The organism is Ruania alkalisoli, assembly GCF_014960965.1.
In the GTDB taxonomy this organism is placed as follows: domain Bacteria; phylum Actinomycetota; class Actinomycetes; order Actinomycetales; family Beutenbergiaceae; genus Ruania; species Ruania alkalisoli.
In genome coordinates, this window is the sequence record NZ_CP063169.1 from 442,179 (window position 1) to 463,275 (window position 21,097).

At 67.2% G+C, this 21,097-nt stretch carries 14 protein-coding genes; 5 read left to right on the plus strand and 9 right to left on the minus strand.

All coding sequences use genetic code 11. From position 1 onward, the window contains the following. Window positions 1-43: 43 nt before the first annotated feature. The 9 genes from IM660_RS01910 to IM660_RS01950 form a co-directional block, all read right to left on the minus strand. Window positions 44-3,088 carry a polysaccharide lyase family 8 super-sandwich domain-containing protein gene (locus IM660_RS01910; protein ID WP_193497761.1) on the minus strand — a complete coding sequence of 1,015 codons (3,045 nt, stop codon included), beginning with the start codon at window positions 3,086-3,088 and terminating at the stop codon, window positions 44-46. Window positions 3,089-3,148: 60 nt separating this feature from the next. Next, complete coding sequence (locus tag IM660_RS01915) at window positions 3,149-6,544, minus strand: LamG-like jellyroll fold domain-containing protein (protein ID WP_193497762.1); 3,396 nt, start codon at window positions 6,542-6,544, stop codon at window positions 3,149-3,151. Between the two features lie 84 nt (window positions 6,545-6,628). Then, window positions 6,629-8,140 carry a tripartite tricarboxylate transporter permease gene (locus IM660_RS01920; protein ID WP_193497763.1) on the minus strand — a complete coding sequence of 504 codons (1,512 nt, stop codon included), beginning with the start codon at window positions 8,138-8,140 and terminating at the stop codon, window positions 6,629-6,631. A 19-nt stretch (window positions 8,141-8,159) separates the two neighbouring features. Further along, window positions 8,160-8,759 (minus strand): tripartite tricarboxylate transporter TctB family protein, encoded by a 600-nt coding sequence (locus IM660_RS01925; RefSeq protein ID WP_193497764.1) that lies wholly within the window; start codon window positions 8,757-8,759, stop codon window positions 8,160-8,162. Continuing rightward, the gene (locus tag IM660_RS01930) at window positions 8,756-9,739 is read right to left on the minus strand and encodes a tripartite tricarboxylate transporter substrate binding protein (RefSeq protein WP_193497765.1); all 984 of its coding nucleotides are present in this window, start codon (window positions 9,737-9,739) and stop codon (window positions 8,756-8,758) included. Before IM660_RS01930 ends, IM660_RS01925 begins: the two co-directional genes overlap by 4 nt. 16 nt (window positions 9,740-9,755) lie before the next feature. Continuing rightward, the gene (locus IM660_RS01935; protein ID WP_193497766.1) at window positions 9,756-11,267 is read right to left on the minus strand and encodes a sulfatase family protein; all 1,512 of its coding nucleotides are present in this window, start codon (window positions 11,265-11,267) and stop codon (window positions 9,756-9,758) included. Next, on the minus strand, window positions 11,264-12,448 hold the full coding sequence (locus IM660_RS01940) for an ROK family transcriptional regulator (protein ID WP_193497767.1): 1,185 nt from the start codon (window positions 12,446-12,448) through the stop codon (window positions 11,264-11,266). The genes IM660_RS01935 and IM660_RS01940 overlap by 4 nt, the downstream gene beginning before the upstream one ends. A gap of 147 nt (window positions 12,449-12,595) precedes the next feature. Further along, on the minus strand, window positions 12,596-13,714 hold the full coding sequence (locus IM660_RS01945; RefSeq protein WP_245708903.1) for a LacI family DNA-binding transcriptional regulator: 1,119 nt from the start codon (window positions 13,712-13,714) through the stop codon (window positions 12,596-12,598). A 21-nt stretch (window positions 13,715-13,735) separates the two neighbouring features. Next, window positions 13,736-15,523: a glycosyl hydrolase family 28-related protein gene (locus tag IM660_RS01950; RefSeq protein ID WP_193497768.1), complete on the minus strand. Its 1,788-nt coding sequence runs from the start codon at window positions 15,521-15,523 to the stop codon at window positions 13,736-13,738. A 257-nt stretch (window positions 15,524-15,780) separates the two neighbouring features. Between IM660_RS01950 and IM660_RS01955 the strand changes: the two genes are divergently transcribed. The 5 genes from IM660_RS01955 (at window position 15,781) to IM660_RS01975 (ending at window position 21,027) form a co-directional block, all read left to right on the plus strand. Continuing rightward, complete coding sequence (locus IM660_RS01955; protein ID WP_193497769.1) at window positions 15,781-17,076, plus strand: ABC transporter substrate-binding protein; 1,296 nt, start codon at window positions 15,781-15,783, stop codon at window positions 17,074-17,076. A gap of 104 nt (window positions 17,077-17,180) precedes the next feature. Beyond that, window positions 17,181-18,062 (plus strand): carbohydrate ABC transporter permease, encoded by an 882-nt coding sequence (locus IM660_RS01960; protein WP_246465093.1) that lies wholly within the window; start codon window positions 17,181-17,183, stop codon window positions 18,060-18,062. Between the two features lie 5 nt (window positions 18,063-18,067). Beyond that, window positions 18,068-18,940: a carbohydrate ABC transporter permease gene (locus IM660_RS01965; protein WP_193497771.1), complete on the plus strand. Its 873-nt coding sequence runs from the start codon at window positions 18,068-18,070 to the stop codon at window positions 18,938-18,940. 16 nt (window positions 18,941-18,956) lie between these two features. Beyond that, window positions 18,957-19,589 (plus strand): YesL family protein, encoded by a 633-nt coding sequence (locus IM660_RS01970; RefSeq protein ID WP_193497772.1) that lies wholly within the window; start codon window positions 18,957-18,959, stop codon window positions 19,587-19,589. A 40-nt stretch (window positions 19,590-19,629) separates the two neighbouring features. Next, window positions 19,630-21,027: a sulfatase family protein gene (locus IM660_RS01975; RefSeq protein WP_193497773.1), complete on the plus strand. Its 1,398-nt coding sequence runs from the start codon at window positions 19,630-19,632 to the stop codon at window positions 21,025-21,027. Window positions 21,028-21,097 lie beyond the last annotated feature (70 nt).

The following is a 21,097-nucleotide window of genomic DNA, read 5'->3' on the forward strand; positions in this document are numbered from 1 at the left end:
GCGGGATCCGTTCCGAGTGCTCACGGCTAGGATCAGTGCCCAGTCAGTCGTCCGATCGTGGCACCGCTCGGGCGCCTGCGAGTCGGAACGACACCACGCTCGTTCGTCCCCGGGTGCCGGACAGGTCCACCTCCAGCACCACGCGGGGCGTCAGTTCCCGGACCGTGACGTTCTCCGGTACCTGCGTGGCGGCCGAGACGGACTGCCGGTAGGTCACCCGTAGTGGCTGTGTGGCTGTGCGGCTCGGGTCGCTGACGGCGATGTCCAGCCGGCCCCCGTCCCGGACCACCAACACCGAGGCCGGACCGGAACAGGTGAGTTGATCGAGCGCCGAACCCGTCCAGAAGTTCGCCCCGAGCACTCCACCGGCGCGGACGGCCTGAACATCGCGGGTGTTCGCGACCACCTGCGCACCGGGGTTGCGGGAGTACTCCAGGACCTGCTGGCGGGAGGCACCAGGCAGCAGCGTGAACATGTACGAGGCCGTGGTGGGGTCGATGCCGTGGTCGGTCCACAGAGTCAGGTACTCCCGATCGAAAAGGGTGTCGTCGATGAAGGACGCCCGCTTATTGATCTCCGACCACGCGTGCGTGCGGACCTCGCGCCGGGCGTGCAGTCTCATCCCGTGACCGAAAACGTAGCCGATGTCCGCGCTTGGGGATGGACCGGACAGGTGCGCCCAGGCGGCATTCTCGACCGTGGTCTCGGCGCCGTCGTGGGCGGGCTGCTCGACGTCGTCGATCACGAGCCGCTGCGCCGTGCTGATCTTGCGGTTCTCGATTGCCGTCTCGACCAGATGCTCCGAGCTCGCGGAGATCCCCGCGCCGAGAGCGACGATCCGATCGTCGACGGTGAACCACGACTTCACACCGGACGGGGCTCCGGAGAGGAGATCGGCGTCGACCTCGTCGGCCGGGAACGAGTGTGCCTGGTGGGTGCGAGCGCCGTTGACCATCGCGACGAAGGTGAACCGGTCCCCACCGCCGCCGTGCAGACGCTGGATCCGGATGTAGTTCCGGTCGTCGGAGTACAGCACGATCCCGGCGTGCTGATAGTTCACCCGCGGCTGGAGGTCGAGCACTACCTCAGCGCTCCAGGCGCCCGTGGGCGCGGTCTGCAGAATGATGTTGCGGGTCGAATCGTCGCCCTTGTCGAACTCACCACGAGCGGTCGGGAGCACCAGGGAGCCCTCGTCGAGCCAATACCGGTCCGGATCCTCGCGAACGATCCGCGTCCATCGAGTGGTGTCCAGCGTGGAGCCGTCGAAGGTGTCGGAGGCGCCCGCGCAGCTGCCGTCGGCGCAGGTGAGCGAGAACTCGGCGAACCGCGCCTCGATCGTGGGGGCGTCGGCCAGACCGCGCGCGGCGTAGACACCGAGACCGGGGTCGGTCAGGGCACCGATCGGGGCCGGCTGCCCCACCCGCACATAGGTGTCGCCATCGGGGGACCAGGATGCTGTCACAGTCTCCCCGTCACTGACGAGGCGCAGCCGCGAGCGCCGGAATGCCAGGGGCGCGTTGCTGCGGAACCGCATCCCGGTCATGCCGACGCCGCTGTGCGCGGTGCCACCCACCCAGGAGTACGGGGTCCGGCGGTTGTTTCCGGAGGCATCGGGCAGGGGGGTCACCGGCACCGTGGTGCCCGGCAGCCGGTACGGGTCTACGGTCGCCCAGTAGCCGTCGTCGTAGTGGGTGAGATCGGCGTTGTACAGGTACTGCATCCCGTCCCCGGTGTACCACCCGTGCAGGTTCTGGGCCGAGATCGATTCATAGGTAGCGATCCGGGTGGAGGACATCGCGACGGCGAACGCGAAGCCCGGACGCTGGTGCACCATCCGATCCATATCGGGGAACAGGGTGGTGCCGGTGGCGGGCTGTGCCTGCGGATGTGCCCCAGCGACGATCTCGAGCTCCCGGGCGATCGAGCCGAGATCGTTCCCGGGGACGGTGTTGCCGTAGCTGTACTCGAGCACGTCGGCGAAGGTGTCTGCTTCGACCGTCTCCTTGACGAGTGCCCGCATGGCCGGTGCATGGTCGTCAGGGGCCACACCGGCGAGCCAGGCGATCCCACGGATCGCGTCGTGGCCGGAGGTGTGGTCCTGCTGGTTGTGCCGGGCGATGTTCCGCCCGCGGACGGGACTCATCATCGAGCCACGGAACAACCATGGCTGGTACGTCTTCGGGACCCAGTCGTAGACGTTCACCACACGCGCGTCGCTCACCTGCCAGGGCGAGTCGTGCAGCAGTGCGAGCGTCCGGGCCATGTTCAGCAGCAGGGGCACACCGTAGCCACCGGTGTAGGCGTACTGACCGTGCTGGATGAACGACCCGTCCGTGTGGAAGCCGTCACCGGTGGTGGTGTAGGCGAACACGGGACCGAGCCCGGCGCTGGCCGCCGCCAGGGCATCGCCGTCGTCGACCAGAGCACCACGGCCGGCCACCACCAGGCAGGACCACACCCGGTTGGCGCCGGTCCAGAACGGACGAGGTGTCCAGTGGCCGACGGCGTTCATGGAGTTCTCCCGCTGCGTCGCGCTCAGCGCGTCGTACATCAGCATGGTGGCGCCGATCAGCGCGAGCGGGGCGCCGATCTGCCAGTTGAACCAGTTCCCGGTCCGGGGGACGTGCTCGTTGTAGACGTTCGCGTACATCCAGTCCAGTCCCGCAAGGATCTCCTCGGCGAGTGCGGGATCGCCCGTGTTCCCCGGCGCCGCCTGGGCGATCGCAAGCTGGTGCAGCCGCTCATAGCTGAGCCGCATATCGATCGAGTAGTCGTCATCACTCCCGCTGAAGTCCAGGTCCGGCCAGAGGAAGGAGCGCTCCGGATCGAGCACTAGCGTGGCCCGGAGGGCGCGGGCATCGTCGTGGATCGCCTCCAGGGCGGCGGCAATCGCCGGGTCGGCCGTATCGATCCCGGTGCCGCCGGTGTACTGGTCCCGCCAGCGTTGCCGCAGCGTGGCGTAGGAGTCCTCGGCGTGTGCCGGGACCGCGGGCACCAGGGTGGCACCAGTCCCGGCGAGGAGAGCGGCGGCAGAGCCGGAGAGAAAACCCCGACGGCTCGGCCCGTTCGGACGGCAACTGGCATTCATCGTCGAATCCAATCTGTGTAGGGGACTGGTCATTCAGCGCGGTGTCTGGAAGGTTGTTCGTCACTCGATCTCGAAGCCGATGAAATCGGCCCTGCTGGTCGCCTCGGCATTGTTCGCGGTAACGAACAGTCCGACGTCCTGCTCCTCGGCGGCACCGACGATCTCGACGGTGGCGATCTGCTGCCAGACACCATCGCCCTCGGCGTAGTAGCCGGTCACGTGGTCGCGATCGCGTTCGAGCATCAGGCGGGCTGGGTAGGTGGTCGTGCCGGTGCGATAGCTCCGGTCCATCCCACCGTCTCCGTCGATATCGACGTTCATCACGTAGCCACGGCCGGCGGTGGCGGCGACCAGCACATACCCGGTCGGCGATTCCTCGCCGGAGATGTCATTCCTGAGCATCAGGCCGGCACGTGCGGCCTCGTGGGTGTTCTGCTGGTAGGCGACCGTGGTGGTGACCGACGTCGACGGTCCGGCCGCGTCATCGAGGTAGATGGTGCCGAACTCGTTGACGGACTCCCAGATGCGGCCACCGCTGGCGGCCACCAGGAAGGTGTTCCCGCGCTGCCCGAATCTCGCATCCGTCGACGCGAAGGTCTCCAGCGGTGACTGGACAGATCCGAACGCCTCCTCAGGTGGAAGGTCGCCGGCATAGCGGACCTCCATCGTGGCGTGCTGCCTGCGCTCGTGGCCCTGGTGGCGGTACTCCGCCGCAGCGGTCAGGTGCAGATCCCCCGCATAGCCCGTATCCGGCGCGGTCACGTCGAACGCTGCCTGGACGCCTTCTCCCGGCATGAGCATTGGTGAGTCCGTCGGTTCCTCCGACTGCGGCACGGTGGCGACATCCCAGCCCTCTGGCGCCTCCAGCATGAGCTCCACCGCTTCCGCGCCAGGCATCGCATTGGTGTTCGTGAAGGTCACCTCGACGCGCGTGGTCTGTCCGGCGAGGTACTCCTGCGTCGGCGCGACGATATCCATCGACATCTCGCCCAGCGGACCGTACACCTGTGCGGCGATATCGCGGGTGACCCCGTCCGGGACCTCGATGGGCACATCGCCGTCGGTCGACCGCACCGTCTGCGTGTCGACGTGCTCACCGGTCCAGGTGTCGATCCATTCGACCCGGTAGGAGCCTGGAACCGTCCCTGCGAGGGTGAACTCATTGCCGTCCACCGCAGCTCGATCGACGTACTCGTCGCTCGGCGTCCGCACGACCCACAACAACGCTCGTGGACCGTCCGTCCCGTTCGGCCGATCGCCCGCGGTGGGCCCGGCGTGCGTCATACCGAAGTACTGCAGACCGCCCGGACCGCTGGTCTGGGTGAGCTCAGCCGCTTCCCACTCGTAGTCGCCCAGCTCGACATCGTTGAGGAACGCCGCCGCGGCACTATAGACCTCGTCGTACAGATCGAGCGGACCGAGATGGGTGTACTGCCACCAGTACAGCGCCCCGCTCCGGTGCCCCATGATCGATGCCCAGAGGCCCTCATGCGCCTTGTACCCGTTCGGATCATCGTCAACCGGGTAACGGAAGTACCACTTCTTGCCATACTCCTCCAGCACGAGCGGCATGTCGTCCCCCGGTGCGAACTCGGCCTTGTCCAGGAAGACCCCCTCACCCCAGCAGTCCTTGAGCTCGTCCTCGTCGTCATCGCACCGGTACGCGTGCTCGACCTCCTGATCGATGGGCGTGTAGGAGTTGAACACGAGGTGCGGGTTGGGGTCGATAGCACGAAGGTCCTCGATGGCCTCGGTGTAGAACGGAGTCGTCATGTCCAGGCGGGTCTCGTTGAAGAACGACCATCCGTACATGTGCGTGCTGTAGCTCCATCGGGCCACCTGGTACCGGAGCCGGCGGTCGGTCAACTGCTCATTCTCACCCCCAGGTGTCGCGTACGCCGATCCACCCCACGGGCTGTGCTGGTTCCAGGTCACCGGAGTGACATAGAGGCCGTACTGCTCGGCGAGCTCGACCACCTGGTCGGCGATCCATGCGTTCGCGGCGTGGTACCGGCCGACGTCGAACCCGGGCACGCCCTCGGAGTATCCAGGGATCGGGTAATCGGAGTCGATCTCGAGCGGCAGCCACCACGAGTCCAGGCGTAGTCGCACGGCGTTCCCTCCGGCTTCCGCGAGGGAGACGATGGCGCGTCGGTATTCCTCGTAGACCGCATAGAGGTTCTCCGGGGAGGCACCTTCGGCCGGGCTGGTGATGTCGTCGCCGAAGAGTCCGTGATAGCGCGAGTCCGGCTCTGCGTGATGGTTGCCGAGCCGGGTGAGCACCGGGATGTCGAGGTTGACCCCCATCGGGAAGAACGTCTCTGCGGTGCGTTCGAACTGGAAGTACCGCGGGTTGTCCGGGTTGACCGTGACGAATCCCCGCGCATCGTCGGGGGCGGGAGTCACGCTCAGGTCCTGCCACGGGGACGCCGCCGCTCCCCCGTCGGTCGTGACGTGCATCCGCACCTGGTAGGTGCCGGGCTCGGGTGGGGTGTACCGCGCCGTCCAGACGGGGGCGCCGGACTCGACCACGCGCTCCCCGTCCAACCGGAAGTCCTGGTAGAGGAATCCTGGAACCGTGACCACCTCACCCCCTGGTCGGCGAACCTGCGCCTGCACGTCGATCAGATTCGGGTCGTCCGGGTTCGCGACGGACGCGTCGATGTCGGCCGTCAACTCGACCATGGTCAGCGCCTCGACCTGGTAGGCGGACATCCTGACGGCACCCATCTGCGGAGCCTGGTCGGTCTGCGCCGGCGCCGCGTCATAGTGGGCGCGAACCTGGTCCGCGGTCAAGGACTCGTCGTATAGGGCCACCTCGTCGAGCGTTCCGTACAGGGTCCGTTCCCAGTCCGGTATGCCACGTCCGAGGTAGACAGTGCCCGGTTCCACGGTGGCGGTCCGCGTCGTCGTGGCGGTGCCCCGGGCCGCACCATCGCGATAGAAGGTGACCTCGTCGCCGTCGTAGGTCACCGCGACGTGATACCAACGCCCTTCCTCCCAGTCCAGGAGCTGGCTGAACCTCCACTGGTCCTCCCAGCGGAAACCGATCCGACCGTCCGCGGAGATGCGGAGGCCGTAGTTTCCGGCACGTTCGACGATCTTCTGGACCGTGCCCTGATCAGTGAGGTTGATCCGTGCCTCGATCGACATCGCCGCGTCCATCCCGAGGTCGGCGGACTCGTCCTCGACGAGCACGCCGTCGTCGTAACCGTCGATATACAGCCCGCCGCCGATACGTCCAGGTCCCCACGTTCCACCCTCGACCACGCCGTCGTGGCCACCTCCTGTCTCATCGACAACGACATCCCCCGATCCCGCGTCGAACGACCATGCCGCTACTGGTTCGGGAGGCGGGTCGGATGCTGCCGCGGGTGCCGATGCGAGAGCGAGCATCAGGACTGACGCGGTGCCGACATGGACCGCACGCGGGAATCGAAATGGCTGAGAGATCATGACGTCCTTCCTTGGATGTCGTGTACTAGGGATTGGCAGGGAGTGGTCCGTCGTCGAAGCCTCGTCACTGATGCGCGGGACGGATCAGACCGCGTCCGCAGAGTCGACCGCGCGGTCACGCTTGAGGCCACGGAAGATCACCGGCGTCAGCACCACGAGCGCAGTGAGCACCACGATCGTCATCGTGATGGGCCGTTGCAGGAGCACGGTCGGGTCGCCGTTCGCGAACGCCACGGTCTGGGTCAGCGACGACTCCAGGATCGGGCCGATCACGAAGGCGAGCATCAGGGCCACCCGGGAGAGCCGCAGCTTGACCATGACGTAGCCGAGGACCCCCATCGCGAAGAGCCAGAACACGTCGATCAGTGCGCTCCGAGCGGCATAGGTGCCGATGATCGCAATCAGCACGATCAGCCCCAGCAGCACGTCACGGGGGATGCGTAGCAAGGACGTGAAGAGCCCGACGAGCGGGAAGTTCAGGATGAGCAGGGTGATGTTCGCTGCGTACATCCCGGCGACGAGGCTCCAGAAGAGGTCAGGGGAGTTCTCCACGAACAGCGGACCGGGGATGATCCCGTGGATCGTGAAGCCGGCGAGCAGCAGGGCCGTCACGCCGTTGAACGGGAAGCCCAGCACGATGAGCGGCACCATGGCGCCACCCGCCGCACCGTTGTTGGCCGACTCCGGGCCGGAGACTCCTTCGATCGCTCCCTTGCCGAACTCGTCGCGGTGTTTCGAGATCCGCCGCTCCAGCATGTAGGAGGCATAGGTCGACACCGCGGCCGACGGCCCGGGAACCAGGCCGAAGAAGAAGCCGAGCAGTCCACCCCGGAACATCGGGGGCACCGCGCGGCGCATCTCGGTGCGCGTGGGCCACAGGCTGCGGAACGGCACCTTGGGCAGTTGGGGGACGTGGCCGCGGTTCTCCGCGAGGAGCAACACTTCCGCGATACCGAACAGCCCGACCGCGACCGGGGTGATCTCGACACCCTGGATCAGCTCGCCGATGTCGAAGGTGAAGCGCACGTTCCCGGAGAGATCGTCCAACCCGATGGTGGCGAGCATGAGCCCGAGCCCGACGGCGAGCATCGAGCGGGTGAAGGTGCCGCCGGAGAGACGAGAGAGCACCAGGATCGCGAAGATGCACAGCGCGAGATACTCCGGGGCGGAGAAGCGGATGGCGAACGCGCTCAACGGTTCGCTGAGCAGCATCAGCAGCGCCACGGCCATCGTGCCCGCGACGAACGACCCGATCGCGGACACTGCGAGCGCCGCACCTGCGCGCCCACGTTTGGTCATCTGGTGCCCATCGAGGGTCGTGACCACCGATGATGCTTCGCCCGGCACGCTGAGCAGGATCGACGATGTCGAGCCGCCGTACTGCGACCCGAGATAGATCGCGATCGTCATCAGCAGGCCCACAGCCGGATCGAAGGCGAAGCTGAGCGGCAACAGCAGGGCCATGGCGCCGACGGGGCCGATCCCGGGCAGCACCCCGACGACGCTGCCGATGACGACTCCGGCCAGGAGGGCGATCAGGGCTGTCGGCGCGAGCAGTGCGCCGAAGCCGTCGGCGAGGGCGGAGAGGGTGTCCACCGGTGAGGTCCTTCCTGGGTCAGAACGTCAGGCCGAGGCGGCCGGCGGGGAGCGGGAGTCCGAGGAGGGTGGCCAGCAGGAGATGGGAGCCGACGGCGCACCCGAGGGCGATCGTGAGGATCTGCCACCACGGCCGGGTACCGACCACGCGGAGTACGACACCGACGACGATCACTGAGCTCGCCATGTGGCCGAGCAGGGGCGCCACGAGGAAGTACGCCAGCACCGTCATCAGGACGATCAGAGGCTTGGCCCACGACCCCTCGGAGCCGGAGCGCTCGGTGCGCGCGCGGATCTCGACCACGAGCACACCGATCAACGGCAGGACGAACAGCGCTCCGGCGAACCTGGGGTAGAACCCGTGGCCCGGTTGGTCCATCGTCCCGTAGGGCAACAACGATGCCTGCCACAGGTACACCAACCCCACCAGCAGCAGTGCGGTCAACGCGGCGATCCGCCAGCGCTTACCCGGTTCCCAGGCTCCGCCCTCGCCCTCCTCACCGGCACTGGTGAGTTCGTCGGGCTCCTCGATCGCGTCGGCGGGCACGTCCTCGTCGCCTGCGGAGGACGTGGCCGGTGGATCACCGACCTGCGCCGATCGAGGAGTCGCTTCGTTCACAGGCCGTACCGTTCGATCAACTCGGTGGCCGTCGCAGTGCCGTCATCGATCTTCTGGGCGAGGTCGTCGGGACCGGTGAACTGGGCGATCCCGTGGGTGGAGCTGATGTACTCGCTGAACTCCTCGGACGCGACGGCGGTCTCCACGGCCGCGGCCAGCGCGTCCACGATCTCTTCCGGTGTGCCTGCCGGGGCGACGATGCCCTCATAGCCGGCCACCGCCGTCGGGTCGATCTCGTACTCCGAGTCGGCCACGAGCGGTGCGTCGATACCGGCCGGTACGGCGTCGCCGAAGACACCGATCCAGGAGAGGTCGCCGCGTTCGACGTACTGGACAACCGGGGGTGCCTGAGCAGCACCGAGATCGTAGGTCCCGTTGACGACCGGCTGGATCTGCTCACCGGCGCCGACGTAGATCCGGTCGAACTCGATCTCTGCTGCGGCCTCGAGCTCGCGGACAGCCAGATCCATCCCCGACCCTTCACCGGGCAGGGCCACGGAGATCTCGCCCGGGGCCGCCTCAGCGGCTGCCACGATGTCCTCGATCGTCGTCAGGCCCGAGTCGCTTGCGGCGAACATGACCGTTCCGACGCTGATCGCCTGAGCGACCGGGGTGATCGCCTCCGGCCCTTCGAAGGGCGTGTCGATCCGCTGCCACTGCATCGTCACTCCCGGGCTCGCGAACCAGCTGATGGTGTATCCGTCGGGCTCGGCGGCAGCGAGCTCGCTCAGCCCGATGGTTCCCGATCCGCCCTCCTTGTTCTCGATCACGATCCGCTGACCGAGCTCGGTCTCCATCACGGAGGCCAGCGTGCGAGCGGTGCTGTCGGGTGCTGAGCCGGCTGGGAACGGCACGATCATCGTGATCTGGTCCGAGGGGTAGTCCTCACTCCCGTTCCCGCTCCCGGAGGCGTCGGTGCAGGCGGTGAGAAGTGTTCCCGCGAGCAGGAGGCTCGCGGCGGCGAATGTGCGTCGTTGCATCGGTGGTCTTCCTTCTCTACTGGTGGGGCAGTGCGTGCCGCGCACCCGGGTCGGGGGCGGTCTCTGCTGCGGTGTCTCGCACAGGGGCGTCGGAGGCACCTCGTCGGACGGTGAGCTCCTTGAGGACGTTGCGGCCCCAGTGCTGGTAGGGGGTGAGGTGCGGCCAGGGGACTCCCAGAGCGGGGCCCGTGGCGAAGGCCCGATCGGCACGATCGGCCAGGTCGTGGATCCAGGCGGCACCAGAGCCGACGGCGTCGGCCACCTCTCCCGGATCGGTCACCGTGTCGAAGGCGTGCAGCACGAGACCGTCCTGGATCTCCACCTTGTGGCGGCCGTCACTGATCATCTGCCTGTCCTCGACCTGGGAGAGGACGACATCGCGGTGCCGATCGGGTGACTCCTCGCGCAGCAGTGGCAGCAACGAGCGCCCTTGGTGCCCGTCGAGGGACGTGCCGGCGATGTCGAGGATGGTGGCGGAGACGTCGATCAGCTCGACCAGGCTGTCGCGGACCATGCCGCGCGCATAGCCGGACCCGTCCGGCGGCCGGACGATCAGTGGAACGCGCACGGCCGGGTCGAAGAACTGCGCCTTGCCGACGAGCTTGTGGTCACCGAGCATCTCCCCGTGATCGCTGCAGAAGATCACCCAGGTGTCCGAGAGCAGGTCCCGGTCGCGGAGCACCTGCATGAGCCTGCCGACCCAGGCGTCGATGTAGGTCACGTTGGCCAGGTACATCGCCCGCATGCGCTGGATCTGCTCGGGTGTGGCGTCGGGTACGTCCTTGCTCGCCACGCTCGGCCCGACGGGGTACTGGTAGTCCAACGGCCCGAGCGGCATGTCCGCCGGGTCGTACAGGCTCGCGTAGGGCTCCGGCGGATCGAACGGGTCGTGCGGTCCGGGTGGTCCGACCCAGCAGAAGAACGGTTCGGTCTCGACGGCGGACAACCAGTCGGCCGCGCCACGCATCACCCAGCCGTCGATGTGGTCCTCCTCGTCGAGGATGGACGGGCGTGCTTCGTACGGCCCGTCCTCGACGCGGGTGAGCAGGTCGTCGAGGTAGCCCTCGAGCAGACCCTTCGAGCGCAAGTGCTCGGTGTAGGGGCTGGCGCGCACGTTGCCCCGGCTCATCTTGCCGGTGGTCTCCAACGGCTCGTCGAAGCCCATCCGGCGCAGGATCGGGTCGGCGGCGAGCAGCTCGACGTCGTGGAACCAGGTGAAGTGGAGCTTGCCGACGTTCGCCGTGCGATACCCCTCGTCTTGCAACGAGCGCACGAATGAGGGCGCCTCCGGCCAGAGGGAATGGTCGTTGTCCTGGCAGCCGTGCTGATGGACGTACCGGCCGGTCAGCAGGCTGGCCCGGGACGGGACGCACAGCGGGCTCTGCACGTAGGTCCGGCGGAACCACACGCCGTCGTCGGCCAGGCGATCTAAGTTCGGAGTCTGAACAGGGAAGGTTCCTGCGTGCGCCAAGGCGTCCCAGCGTTGCTGGTCGGTCATCACGAGCAGGACGTTCGGCCGGCCGGTCATGAGCTCGCCCCGATCGATTCCGGCTCCTGCAACATCAACGCCACCCCTCCCATGGCTCCGGCACGGTCGCCGAGGTCACCCCACCCGATCGAGAGGGCCTGTGTGGCGATCGGTAGGGCATGATCGGTGACAGCCGTGCGTAGCGGTCCCATCACGAGGTCACCCGCGGCGGTCAGATCGCCGCCGACGATGATGCTCTCGGGGTTCAGCAGGTTGCAGACACCAGCCAAGCTGCGCCCGAGCATCGTGGCCGCGTCTGCCAGTGCACGGCGGCACGGTCGATCTCCGTCCGCGGCGCGCTCGGCGACGCCTTCGAAGGATGCGTCCGGGTGGTGCGGTCGGACCGCCTCGAGAATCGCCGGCGTCGCGGCGTAGAGCTCCAGGCAGCCACGACTGCCGCAGGAGCAGAGTGGCCCGTCGGGAACCGCGCACGTATGCCCGAGCGCCCCCGTGGCGCCGAGCGCGCCACGGCACATCTGCCCGTCGATCACTAGACCGGCGCTCAGGCCTGCGGATACCTTGACGTAGACGACGTGCCGACTGCCTCGCGCCGCGCCCCACACCGCCTCGGCAAGTGCGCCGAGGTGGGCAGTGTTGTCCTGCCGAACCGGCACCCCGAGCCGCTCGGCGAGCTGTGCCGACGGCCGCGCGCCGGCCCACTCCAACGACTTGCTCGACGTCCCGATCTCACCAGTAGTCCAGTCGACCGGGCCGGGGATCCCGAGACCAACGCCGGCGAGCGGTCGGCCGGTGACACCAGCATCGGCGCGCATCTCGTCGATGAGCTCGACCCCCACGTCGAGGCGGCCCATCCACCCCAGCTGCGGAGCGAGTGCGCGTGTCCCATCGGCCAGGACCTGGTGGCTGAGGTCCGCGATCACGCCGGTGACGCTGCCGGCGCTGAAGTCGAGGCCGACGATCACGCCGGCTTCGGGATTCAGCGTGAGGGCAGCGCGCTTGGCGGTCGGACCGCCATTCGCGGGCTCACTCCCGGCGCCTTCCACCACCACGCCGCCTGCCAACAGTTCGTTCACGATCGTCGTCACGGTGGCGCGGGAGACACCTGCACGGCGTGCGAGCTCGGCGCGGTGCAAGGCGCCATGCTCGCGCAAGAGGGCGATCAACCGTTCCCGATTGCTCTCCCGCAGCGACTGGAGCGATCCTCCGACATGATCCGTCATGAACATAAGTGTGGATCTGAAAGTCTTCGTATGTCAATAGTCTAAACATTATAGAAGACTGGCGATCGTGGGCGAAGGCGAAACCGTGGCACACCAGCGGGGCCACCGCGGGCACAGCCGGTTCCGCTCGTCCAAGGCCGGAGGGAGCTATCGACCTCGTCGGTTGCTGGATCCGCGCACGACGAGTTCGGGTGTCATCACGACCTCCTGATGATCGTGGTCACCGCTTCCGTCGATCTCCGCCAGCAGCAGCTCGGCCCCGCGGCGGCCCAGCTCGTACCGTGGCTGTCGGACCGAGCTGAGCGGAACGGCCGACCCAGCGGCGAATTCGATGTCGTCATAGCCCACCAGCGCGAGCTCATCCGGGACGGCCACGCCTGCGGCGAACATCGCTTGCAGCATCCCGAGGGCGAGGAGGTCGTTCGCGCAGATCACCGCCTGTGGACGTTCGGGCGCACCGAGAAGACGCTCGCCCGCGTCCCGCCCGGCCGCAAGGGTGAGGTCCGGGCACGCCATACTGGCCAGGTTCCCGGCAGGAACCCCGGCCGCCTCGAGCGCGGCGACGATCCCTTCCCGGCGCGCTCGCACCTGGCCGATCTCGAGCGGGCCGTGCACGTACATCAGGCGTTCGTGGCCCTGATTGAGCAGGTGCCGGGCGGCAAGGTTCCCTCCGGTCACATCGTCGACGGAGACCGAGCACCGATCGATCGGACCTGCGCTGCTTCCGAGGAAGACGGCTGGGAGGTCGTCGCTGATGAGTTCTCGCAACGCCGGATTGTCCGCGTCGATCGGCGAGATCAGCAGCCCCTGCACCTGTTGCTCCGCCAGCATCCGGAGGTTGGCTTCCTCCCGGTCGTGCTGGCCGTTGCTGTTGCAGAGGATGACTGACATCCCGGCGCGGCTGAGGGTGTCCTCGACCCCGCGCATCACGTCGGTGAAGTACGGGTTCGCCACGTTCAGGACCACCAGGCCCACTGTTCGCGTGCGGCCCACACGCAGCTGGCGGGCGGCATTGTTGCGGACGTAGCCGAGGCGATTGATCGCCTCGAGCACGCGCACCCGGTTGTCCTCGGAGACGTAGTCGGGCCGGTTCAGGACGTTCGACACCGTACCGACCGAGACGCCGGCACTGCGCGCGACCTCCTTCATACTGACCACGACGACGTCCCTTCCGGTACCGCTCTCGAACTCGTCCGGGATGCCTGAGCAGTCCCGTAGGGGACCATCATGCCCGGTGGGTGTGCCGACGCGGGCACGCGTCGGCACACCGCCATGAGGACACGGTTGTCATCCGTTGACGGTCTCGACGGACAGGCTCGTCCGTCCACTCTCGTCGAGGGTAAGGGCGTCACCGCTGGTCTGCCGCACCCGTGCCTGGATGATGTCGCCGCCGGAGACCGGGACGATGGCTGTGTGCACGGTCTGCATGTCGACGTCGCCGGACCCGGGTGTGTTCGCGACGCCCTTGTCCTGCACACAGCTCCCCGCGGTGACCGGTTCGGAGTTGCGCAGGATCTGCAGTTCGCGCACTCCGCTCGGGGAAGACTCCCACCCCACAGAAGCGATCACCTTCACGTAGCGCACACCCTGCCCGGCGGGGATGGTGATCGAGTCGGGTTCGGAGCTGTTCCAGAACCCTGCCGTGTCCAGTTCCGTCCCGTGCCACTGCACCGTGGTCCACTCCGCATCCGGCACCTGTTGGGACTGCTCAGCCAGGGCAGTGACGGCGCGGAGCTCGTCGGAGGAGAAGGCCACAGCTCCGGCAGGGTCGTCGAGAATCGTCGCCACCAGCGGGGTGCCGTTGTAGGGGTCGGGTTCGGTGTGGAACATGTTCCCGGTGACGTTCACCCGGGTGGCGTTCGGCGCCACCGAGATCGCGGTTCCGGGGGAAGTGAAGTGGTTCCCGGAGATCAGCAGGTGCGAGGGATCGCCGGTCACATCGTTCTGCTGGTCGGCGATGCGCACGCCGGTGCGGTTGAGGTTGAACGGCTGCCGGAAGATGTTGTGAGAGATGGTGCCCAACCAGCCCGACTCCACCAGGATGTCGGTGTACTCCGGCGCCGTCTCGGGGGTGAAGTCGTCGCCTGGCAGGGAGTTGTAGAGCAGGCAGTTCGTGATTGTGAACTGTGCGCGGTTGATGTGGATGCCGATGTCGCGCCCGTTCGCGTGGCAGCGCTCGATCGCCGTCCCAGGTTCGAGGCTGTTCGGGGTCCGAACTTCGAACCCGACGCGCACGCCCACCGCGGAGCAGTTGTAGAACCAGCCCCCTTCAGGAGCAGGATTCGCACGCTCGGTGACGAGGTGGTAGCCGGTGAAAGCGGACCAGACGTAGCAGTTCTCCACCACCGGCGCGTAGCACTCGTCGATGAAGATCCCGCATGTGGCGGCGTACAGCAGTGAGTCGTCGGTCCGGTCCCGGTTGACGCCGCCTGCGAACGGCCCGGCGAAGATCACGTTCGTGACCAGCGGGTTGACCTGGCTGATGGCGCGCAGCCCGTAGTCGAAGTAGTCGTTGTCGAGAGCGACGCCGCGCATCTCCACGTTCCGGACGGTCATCGTGCGGTTGTGACGGTCACCGATCGGGCGAATCGCCTCCAGGGCGGTGCCGCCACCGGCGCGCATCGCAAAGAAGGACAGGTCCGTCACGGTCACCTGGCCCCGACGCCCGGTCTCGATCGACAGGACGCCGTCGGGGTTGTCGGAGAACAAGTTGGACACACCCTGCCCGGCCCCGACGATGCTCACGTTCAGTCGTCCCGCCGTCACGGTTACACGATGGTCGAAGAGGTAGTTCCCGGGCGGGACGTACAGGCACCCCTCCTCGGCGGCCACGATCGCGTCCAATGCCTGCTGGAAGGCAGCGCTGTCGTCCGTGACGCCGTCGCCTACGGCTCCATGGTCGCAGACGTTGATCATCCCTGTGGTCGACGTGCTCGCGCTCGACGGTGGGGGTGTGGCGTGGGCACGGCTACCGACGAGGCTCACGCCAGCGACGGCCGACGCCCCGACGGCGGTGAGGAAGGCTCCCCGGCTGACGGGTGCGGGGGCTGGAGATGCGGAGGTGGTCCTGCTCATGGGTTCACCTTTCGTCGATGAAAGTTGAGATGAATGGATTCATCTCAACCTAAGGGTCTTGGTGTCACCTGTCAACGATCTGTTGGTTCAGGTGTGGGTTGACGACTGGTTTGGGCCTGATAGGATCATGAATCGATTCATGAATGGGCCGTTCCAGACCACCAGTGGCCACCGGGCCCGGCAATGGAGCACCGATGAGAGCACATGTCATGACTTCACCCACGACCGACGCTCGATCCCAGACACAAGGAGCAACGATGAACCTCGTGAACAGGCGTACTTTTCTCACCGGAGCCTCCGTGGTGGCCGGTACCTCGTTCGCCGGCATGCTCACCGCATGCAGCAGCGACGACAACGGCGGCGGCGCGAACGGCGGCGGCGCCCTCGACCTCCGGATGAGCTGGTGGGGCTCCGACGCCATCAATGGTGCGGTGACCTCGATGGTCGACCTCGCGAACCAGAACGTCGAGGGTGTCGCCATCGAGGGCGAGTTCACCGCCTTCGACACCTACTTCGACCGGCTCACCACCCAGGTCGCCTCCGACAACCACCCGGACCTGTTCGAGATGAGCGTGCCGGGACTGCGCGAGTACGCCGAGAACGGAGCGCTGCTCGAGCTGGACAGCCTGGACTCCCTCGACCTGTCCACCTACTCCGACGCCGCCGTGGACGTCGGCAAGGTGAACGGCACCCTGTACGGCGTGCCGTGGGGTGTGGCCGCCCAGACGGCGTTCCTCGACGTCGGCTCGTTCGAGTCCGCCGGTGTCGCGATCCCGGACGGACGGTGGACCTGGTCGGAGTTCGCCGATGCCATGCAGAACATCTCCGACGCCACGGAGGATGGCTTCTACGGCACCGGTGACCACGGCGGCTATGACACCTTCCTGGAGATCTTCGTCCGGCAGCGGGGTGGCACCCTGTTCACGGCGGATGGCCTGGGTTTCACCCCCGACGACCTCTCGGCCTGGCTCACCTACTGGGAGGAATTGCGCCAGTCTGGTGCCGCGACCCCGGCGGACGTGACGGCCGAGGGTGGGCTCGGGCTGAACGACTCCCCGATGATCCGAGGCTTGGCCGCCGTCCGCTTCGCCGGTATCAACATTCTGGACGCGGTGCACAACCTCAACGACGGCCCGGCAGACTTCACCAGCTTCCCCGTGGCTGAGGACGGCACGACCGGCCAGTATCCCCGGCCGGCGGTGTACTTCTGCGCCTCCTCCGCCACCGAGGACCCGGAAAAGGTCGGCGAGGTGATGAACTACATCCTGAACGACCCGGAGGCACGCGAGCCCCTCGGCCTGCTGCTCGGGGTCCCGGCCTCGTCCACTGTGGCGGACGAACTCTCCGCGGCCGGGGACGAGAACACCGCACGCGTGATCGAGTACACCGCGAGCGAGACCGAGGGCGCCGTGGCACCCGAGCCGGCACCGGTCGGTGCGAACACCGTGCGCGACTTGCTCAAGCGGGCCAACGAGGAGGTCGGCTTCGGCAGCGCCTCCGTGGACCAGGCCGTCGAGCAGTTCTTCTCCGAGGCGGAAGGAGCCTTCGCCTGATGACGACTGCCTCACTCCGGCGTTCGCCGGCGCGAGGAGGCGGCAGGACTGACCCACCCAGGCCCGGTCGGAAGCGCCGCGGCAAGCCACAGCACGTGGCGCGGATGGCGCACGAGGGTCTGTGGGGATATGCCTTCCTCGCGCCCTGGTTCCTCGGGCTGCTCGGGCTCACGCTCGGGCCACTGATCGCCTCGCTGTACTTCTCCTTCACCGACTACAACCTCATCTCCTCGCCCGAGTGGACCGGCGTGGACAACTACGTGCGGATGTTCACCGAGGATCCCCGGTACTGGCAGTCGGCGAAGGTGACGCTCACCTACGTGCTCGTCGGGGTTCCACTGGAGCTCGCGATGGCGCTGCTGGTGGCCGTCGTGCTCAACCGCGGGCTGCGGGCGCTGAACCTGTACCGGGCCGTGTTCTATCTCCCCTCGTTGCTGGGCGGGAGCGTGGCGATCGCGATCCTGTGGCGGCAGTTGTTCGGCGCAGAAGGGCTGGTGAACCAGTTCCTCGGCATCTTCGGGATCGAGACGCAGAGCTGGGTGGCCTCACCGGACACGGCGCTGGGCACGCTGATCATCCTGAACGTGTGGCAGTTCGGTGCCCCGATGGTGATCTTCCTGGCTGGCCTGCGGCAGGTCCCGGGTGAGCTGTACGAGGCGGCCTCGGTGGACGGCGCCTCCGTGGTGCGCAAGTTCCTCGCGATCACCCTGCCGCTGCTGACGCCGATCATCTTCTTCAACCTGATCCTGCGGATCATCAACGCGTTCCAGGCGTTCACCCCGGCCTACATCGTCAGCGGCGGCACGGGTGGCCCGACCGACTCGACCCTGTTCTACACGCTGTACCTCTACCAGCAGGGCTTCGCGAACCTGGACATGGGCTATGCCGCTGCCATGGCGTGGGTGCTGCTGATCGTGATCGGCATCTTCACCGCGGCCAACTTCCTGTTCAGCCGGTTCTGGGTGTTCTACGGGGATGAGGGATGAGCGAGATGACCACTGACACCACAATGACTGCACCCCAGCGCGCCACGAAAGGTCCGCGCCCCCGCATCCTCGCCCACACCGGGCTGATCGCGATCGCCGTGCTGATGATGTACCCGCTGGTGTGGATGATCTCCAGCTCATTGAAGCCGGAGAGTGAGATCTTCAGCTCGCCGGGGCTGATCCCGCAGGAGTGGACGCTGAGCAACTACATCGAGGGGTGGAACGGGATCCAGCGCCCGTTCTCCCACTACATGCTGAACTCGATCCTCATCGCCGTGATCGCGGTGCTCGGGAACGTGATCGCGTGCTCGCTCGCGGCCTATGCCTTCGCACGGCTGCACTTCCCGCTGAAGCGGACCCTGTTCGCGATCATGCTCGGCACGATGATGCTGCCGATCCACGTGCAGATCATCCCGCAGTACATCATCTTCGACTCGCTCGCCTGGCTGGACACGTTCCTGCCGCTGGTGGTGCCGAAGTTCCTCGCCGTGGACGCGTTCTTCATCTTCCTGATCGTGCAGTTCATCCGCGGTATCCCGAAGGAGCTGGACTTCGCTGCCCGGGTGGACGGCTGTGGCCCGGTGAACATCTTCTTCCGGATCATCCTGCCGCTGCTCAAGCCGGCGCTGGTGACCACGGCGATCTTCACGTTCATCTGGTCCTACAACGACTTCTTCGCCCAGGTGATCTTCCTCTCCAGCAACGAGAACTTCACCGCACCGCTGGCGTTGAAGCTGTTCCTGGACCAGTCCACGGTCTCCTCGTGGGGTCCGATGTTCGCGATGAGCGTGGTCTCCCTGGTGCCCCTGTTCGCGTTCTTCCTGTTCTTCCAGCGTGGACTGATCGAAGGGATCGCCACCACGGGGTTCAAAGGATGAGTGGGAGGAGCAAGGGATGAGCGCGAGTACCGTCACCGGCGCCCGCCCCCGCGACGTCACCGCCGGCTCCCTGTACCGGTCGCTCGCGGCGGCCAGCGACATGGTGCTGCTGAACCTGGTCTGGTTGCTCGCCTCCCTTCCGGTGGTCACCTTCGTCCCGGCGACGGCGGCCCTGTTCTCGGTGCTGCGCGATCGACGTCTCGGCTCCGAGGTGACGCCGGTAGTCGCGTTCGCGCGTGCCCTGCGCACCGATCTACGACGGCGCACCCTCCTCGGTCTCGGATGGCTGGCCGTGGCCGGGGTGCTTGCCGTGGATGTCGTGATCGTCCAGCAGATGGGAGCCGGGGCCTCGATGGTGCTCGGCGTGATCACCGGGGCGCTCGCGCTGTTGTTCGCTGGCGCCTCCACCGTGCTGTTCCTCGTCATCGTCTCCTACGACCTGCCGTGGCGCGGGCTGCTGCGCACGACGGCGACCCTCACTCTGGCCATGCCGGTGCACGTGGCGGGCGCCCTGCTGACGCTCGTCACCGCCCTCGCCGTCACGGCGGTCTCGCCACTGGCCGGCGCGCTCGTGGCGGGCAGCGGCGCTGCCTGGGCGATCGACCGGATCGTGGCGAGAGGACTACGGGCTCGAGGGGCGCCGTCGTGATCCCCACGCCTACTGATAACCGAGAAGAAGGGATGTGTTCGTGACGCGGCGACCGAATGTGTTGGTGGTGCTGACTGATCAGTGGAGGGCTCAGGCGACCGGTTACGCCGGCGACCAGAATGTCGCGACGCCGGTGCTGGACGCCTTGGCGGCGGAGTCGGTGAACTTCACTCAGGCGGTCTCCGGGACCCCGGTGTGCTGCCCGGCGCGGGCGAGCATGCTCACCGGCCAGTACCCACTCCAGCACGGGGTCTACATCAACGACGTCGAACTGCGACCGAACGGGTCCACACTCGCGGAGGAACTGGCAGCCGCCGGCTACCGCACGGGGTACATCGGCAAGTGGCACCTGTACGGCAGCCCGGACGGCAACTACGGCCGCCGCAAGCTCCCGGTCCCACGGGCGAAGCGGTTCGGGTTCGAGTACTGGAAAGCGGCCGAGTGCACCCACGACTACAACAGCTCGCTCTACTTCGACGGTGACGACCCCGAGCCGAAGACCTGGCCCGGCTACGACGCCCACGCCCAGACCGAGGATGCGTGCGAGTTCATCACCGGCGCCGCAGCGGGTCAGGACCCGTACTTCCTGATGCTCTCCTACGGGCCGCCGCACTTCCCGCTGCACACCGCGCCCGAGGAGTACCGGCGCCGTTACGCCGACGCGGACGTTTCTCTGCGACCGAATGTACCGGAGGAGATGGCGGAGGAATCGGAGGAGGCGCTGCGCGGCTACTACGCCCACATCGCCGCCCTGGATGACTGCCTGGCCCAGTTGCTGGCAGCGGTGGAGGCCAGCGGTGCGGCCGAGGACACGATCGTGGTGTTCGCCTCCGACCACGGCGACATGATGGGCTCCCACGGCATCCGCCACGACGTCAAAGTCTGCCCCTGGGACGAAGCCGTCCGCGTGCCGATGCTGATCCGCTACCCCCGCCGATTCGGGCGCTCAGGCCGCAGGGATACCTCACCGTTCGACATGCCCGACCTGATGCCCACGTTGCTGGGCCTGTGCGACCTGCCGGTACCCGGCCACGTCACCGGCACCGACGTCTTCGGGCGGCGGCCCGCACACCGCGCCCATTCGTCGTTCCTGTCGTTACCGGTGCCGATCCTGTGGGCACGCTCCTACAACCTGGACGCCTACCGCGGCATCCGCACCACGACCCACACCTATGTCCGCACCCGCACGGGCCCCTGGCTGCTCTACGACAACGTGGCCGATCCGTACCAGCAGCAGAACCTCTGCGACCAGCCCGAGGCCGCGGGCGTGCAAAGGGACCTCGACGCCGAGTTGGACCGCTGGTTGGCCGACCTCGGAGACGACTTCGCACCACCGGAGACGTACCTACGCGCCGACAGCCTCGAGCACTACCTCGAAGTCAACACCCCGGTGGGTACGGTGCCCACGGACGACGGCGTCACACCGGTCGGTCGGTAGGGGCCAGCGGCTGTCGGAATCGTGCACGAGAGCGACATCGGTGCCACCTCGCTGCTTGACCCGGACAACG

Excerpts from the sequence above, each read along its gene's own strand:
- IM660_RS01935 (WP_193497766.1), bottom strand. The coding sequence starts at position 11,267 with ATGACCGGCCGGCCGAACGTCCTGCTCGTGATGACCGACCAGCAACGC.
- IM660_RS01940 (WP_193497767.1), bottom strand. The coding sequence starts at position 12,448 with ATGACGGATCATGTCGGAGGATCGCTCCAGTCGCTGCGGGAGAGCAAT.
- IM660_RS01965 (WP_193497771.1), top strand. The coding sequence starts at position 18,068 with ATGACCACTGACACCACAATGACTGCACCCCAGCGCGCCACGAAAGGT.
- IM660_RS01970 (WP_193497772.1), top strand. The coding sequence starts at position 18,957 with ATGAGCGCGAGTACCGTCACCGGCGCCCGCCCCCGCGACGTCACCGCC.
- IM660_RS01950 (WP_193497768.1), bottom strand. The coding sequence starts at position 15,523 with ATGAGCAGGACCACCTCCGCATCTCCAGCCCCCGCACCCGTCAGCCGG.
- IM660_RS01955 (WP_193497769.1), top strand. The coding sequence starts at position 15,781 with ATGAACCTCGTGAACAGGCGTACTTTTCTCACCGGAGCCTCCGTGGTG.
- IM660_RS01910 (WP_193497761.1), bottom strand. The coding sequence starts at position 3,088 with ATGAATGCCAGTTGCCGTCCGAACGGGCCGAGCCGTCGGGGTTTTCTC.
- IM660_RS01960 (WP_246465093.1), top strand. The coding sequence starts at position 17,181 with ATGGCGCACGAGGGTCTGTGGGGATATGCCTTCCTCGCGCCCTGGTTC.
- IM660_RS01915 (WP_193497762.1), bottom strand. The coding sequence starts at position 6,544 with ATGATCTCTCAGCCATTTCGATTCCCGCGTGCGGTCCATGTCGGCACC.
- IM660_RS01930 (WP_193497765.1), bottom strand. The coding sequence starts at position 9,739 with ATGCAACGACGCACATTCGCCGCCGCGAGCCTCCTGCTCGCGGGAACA.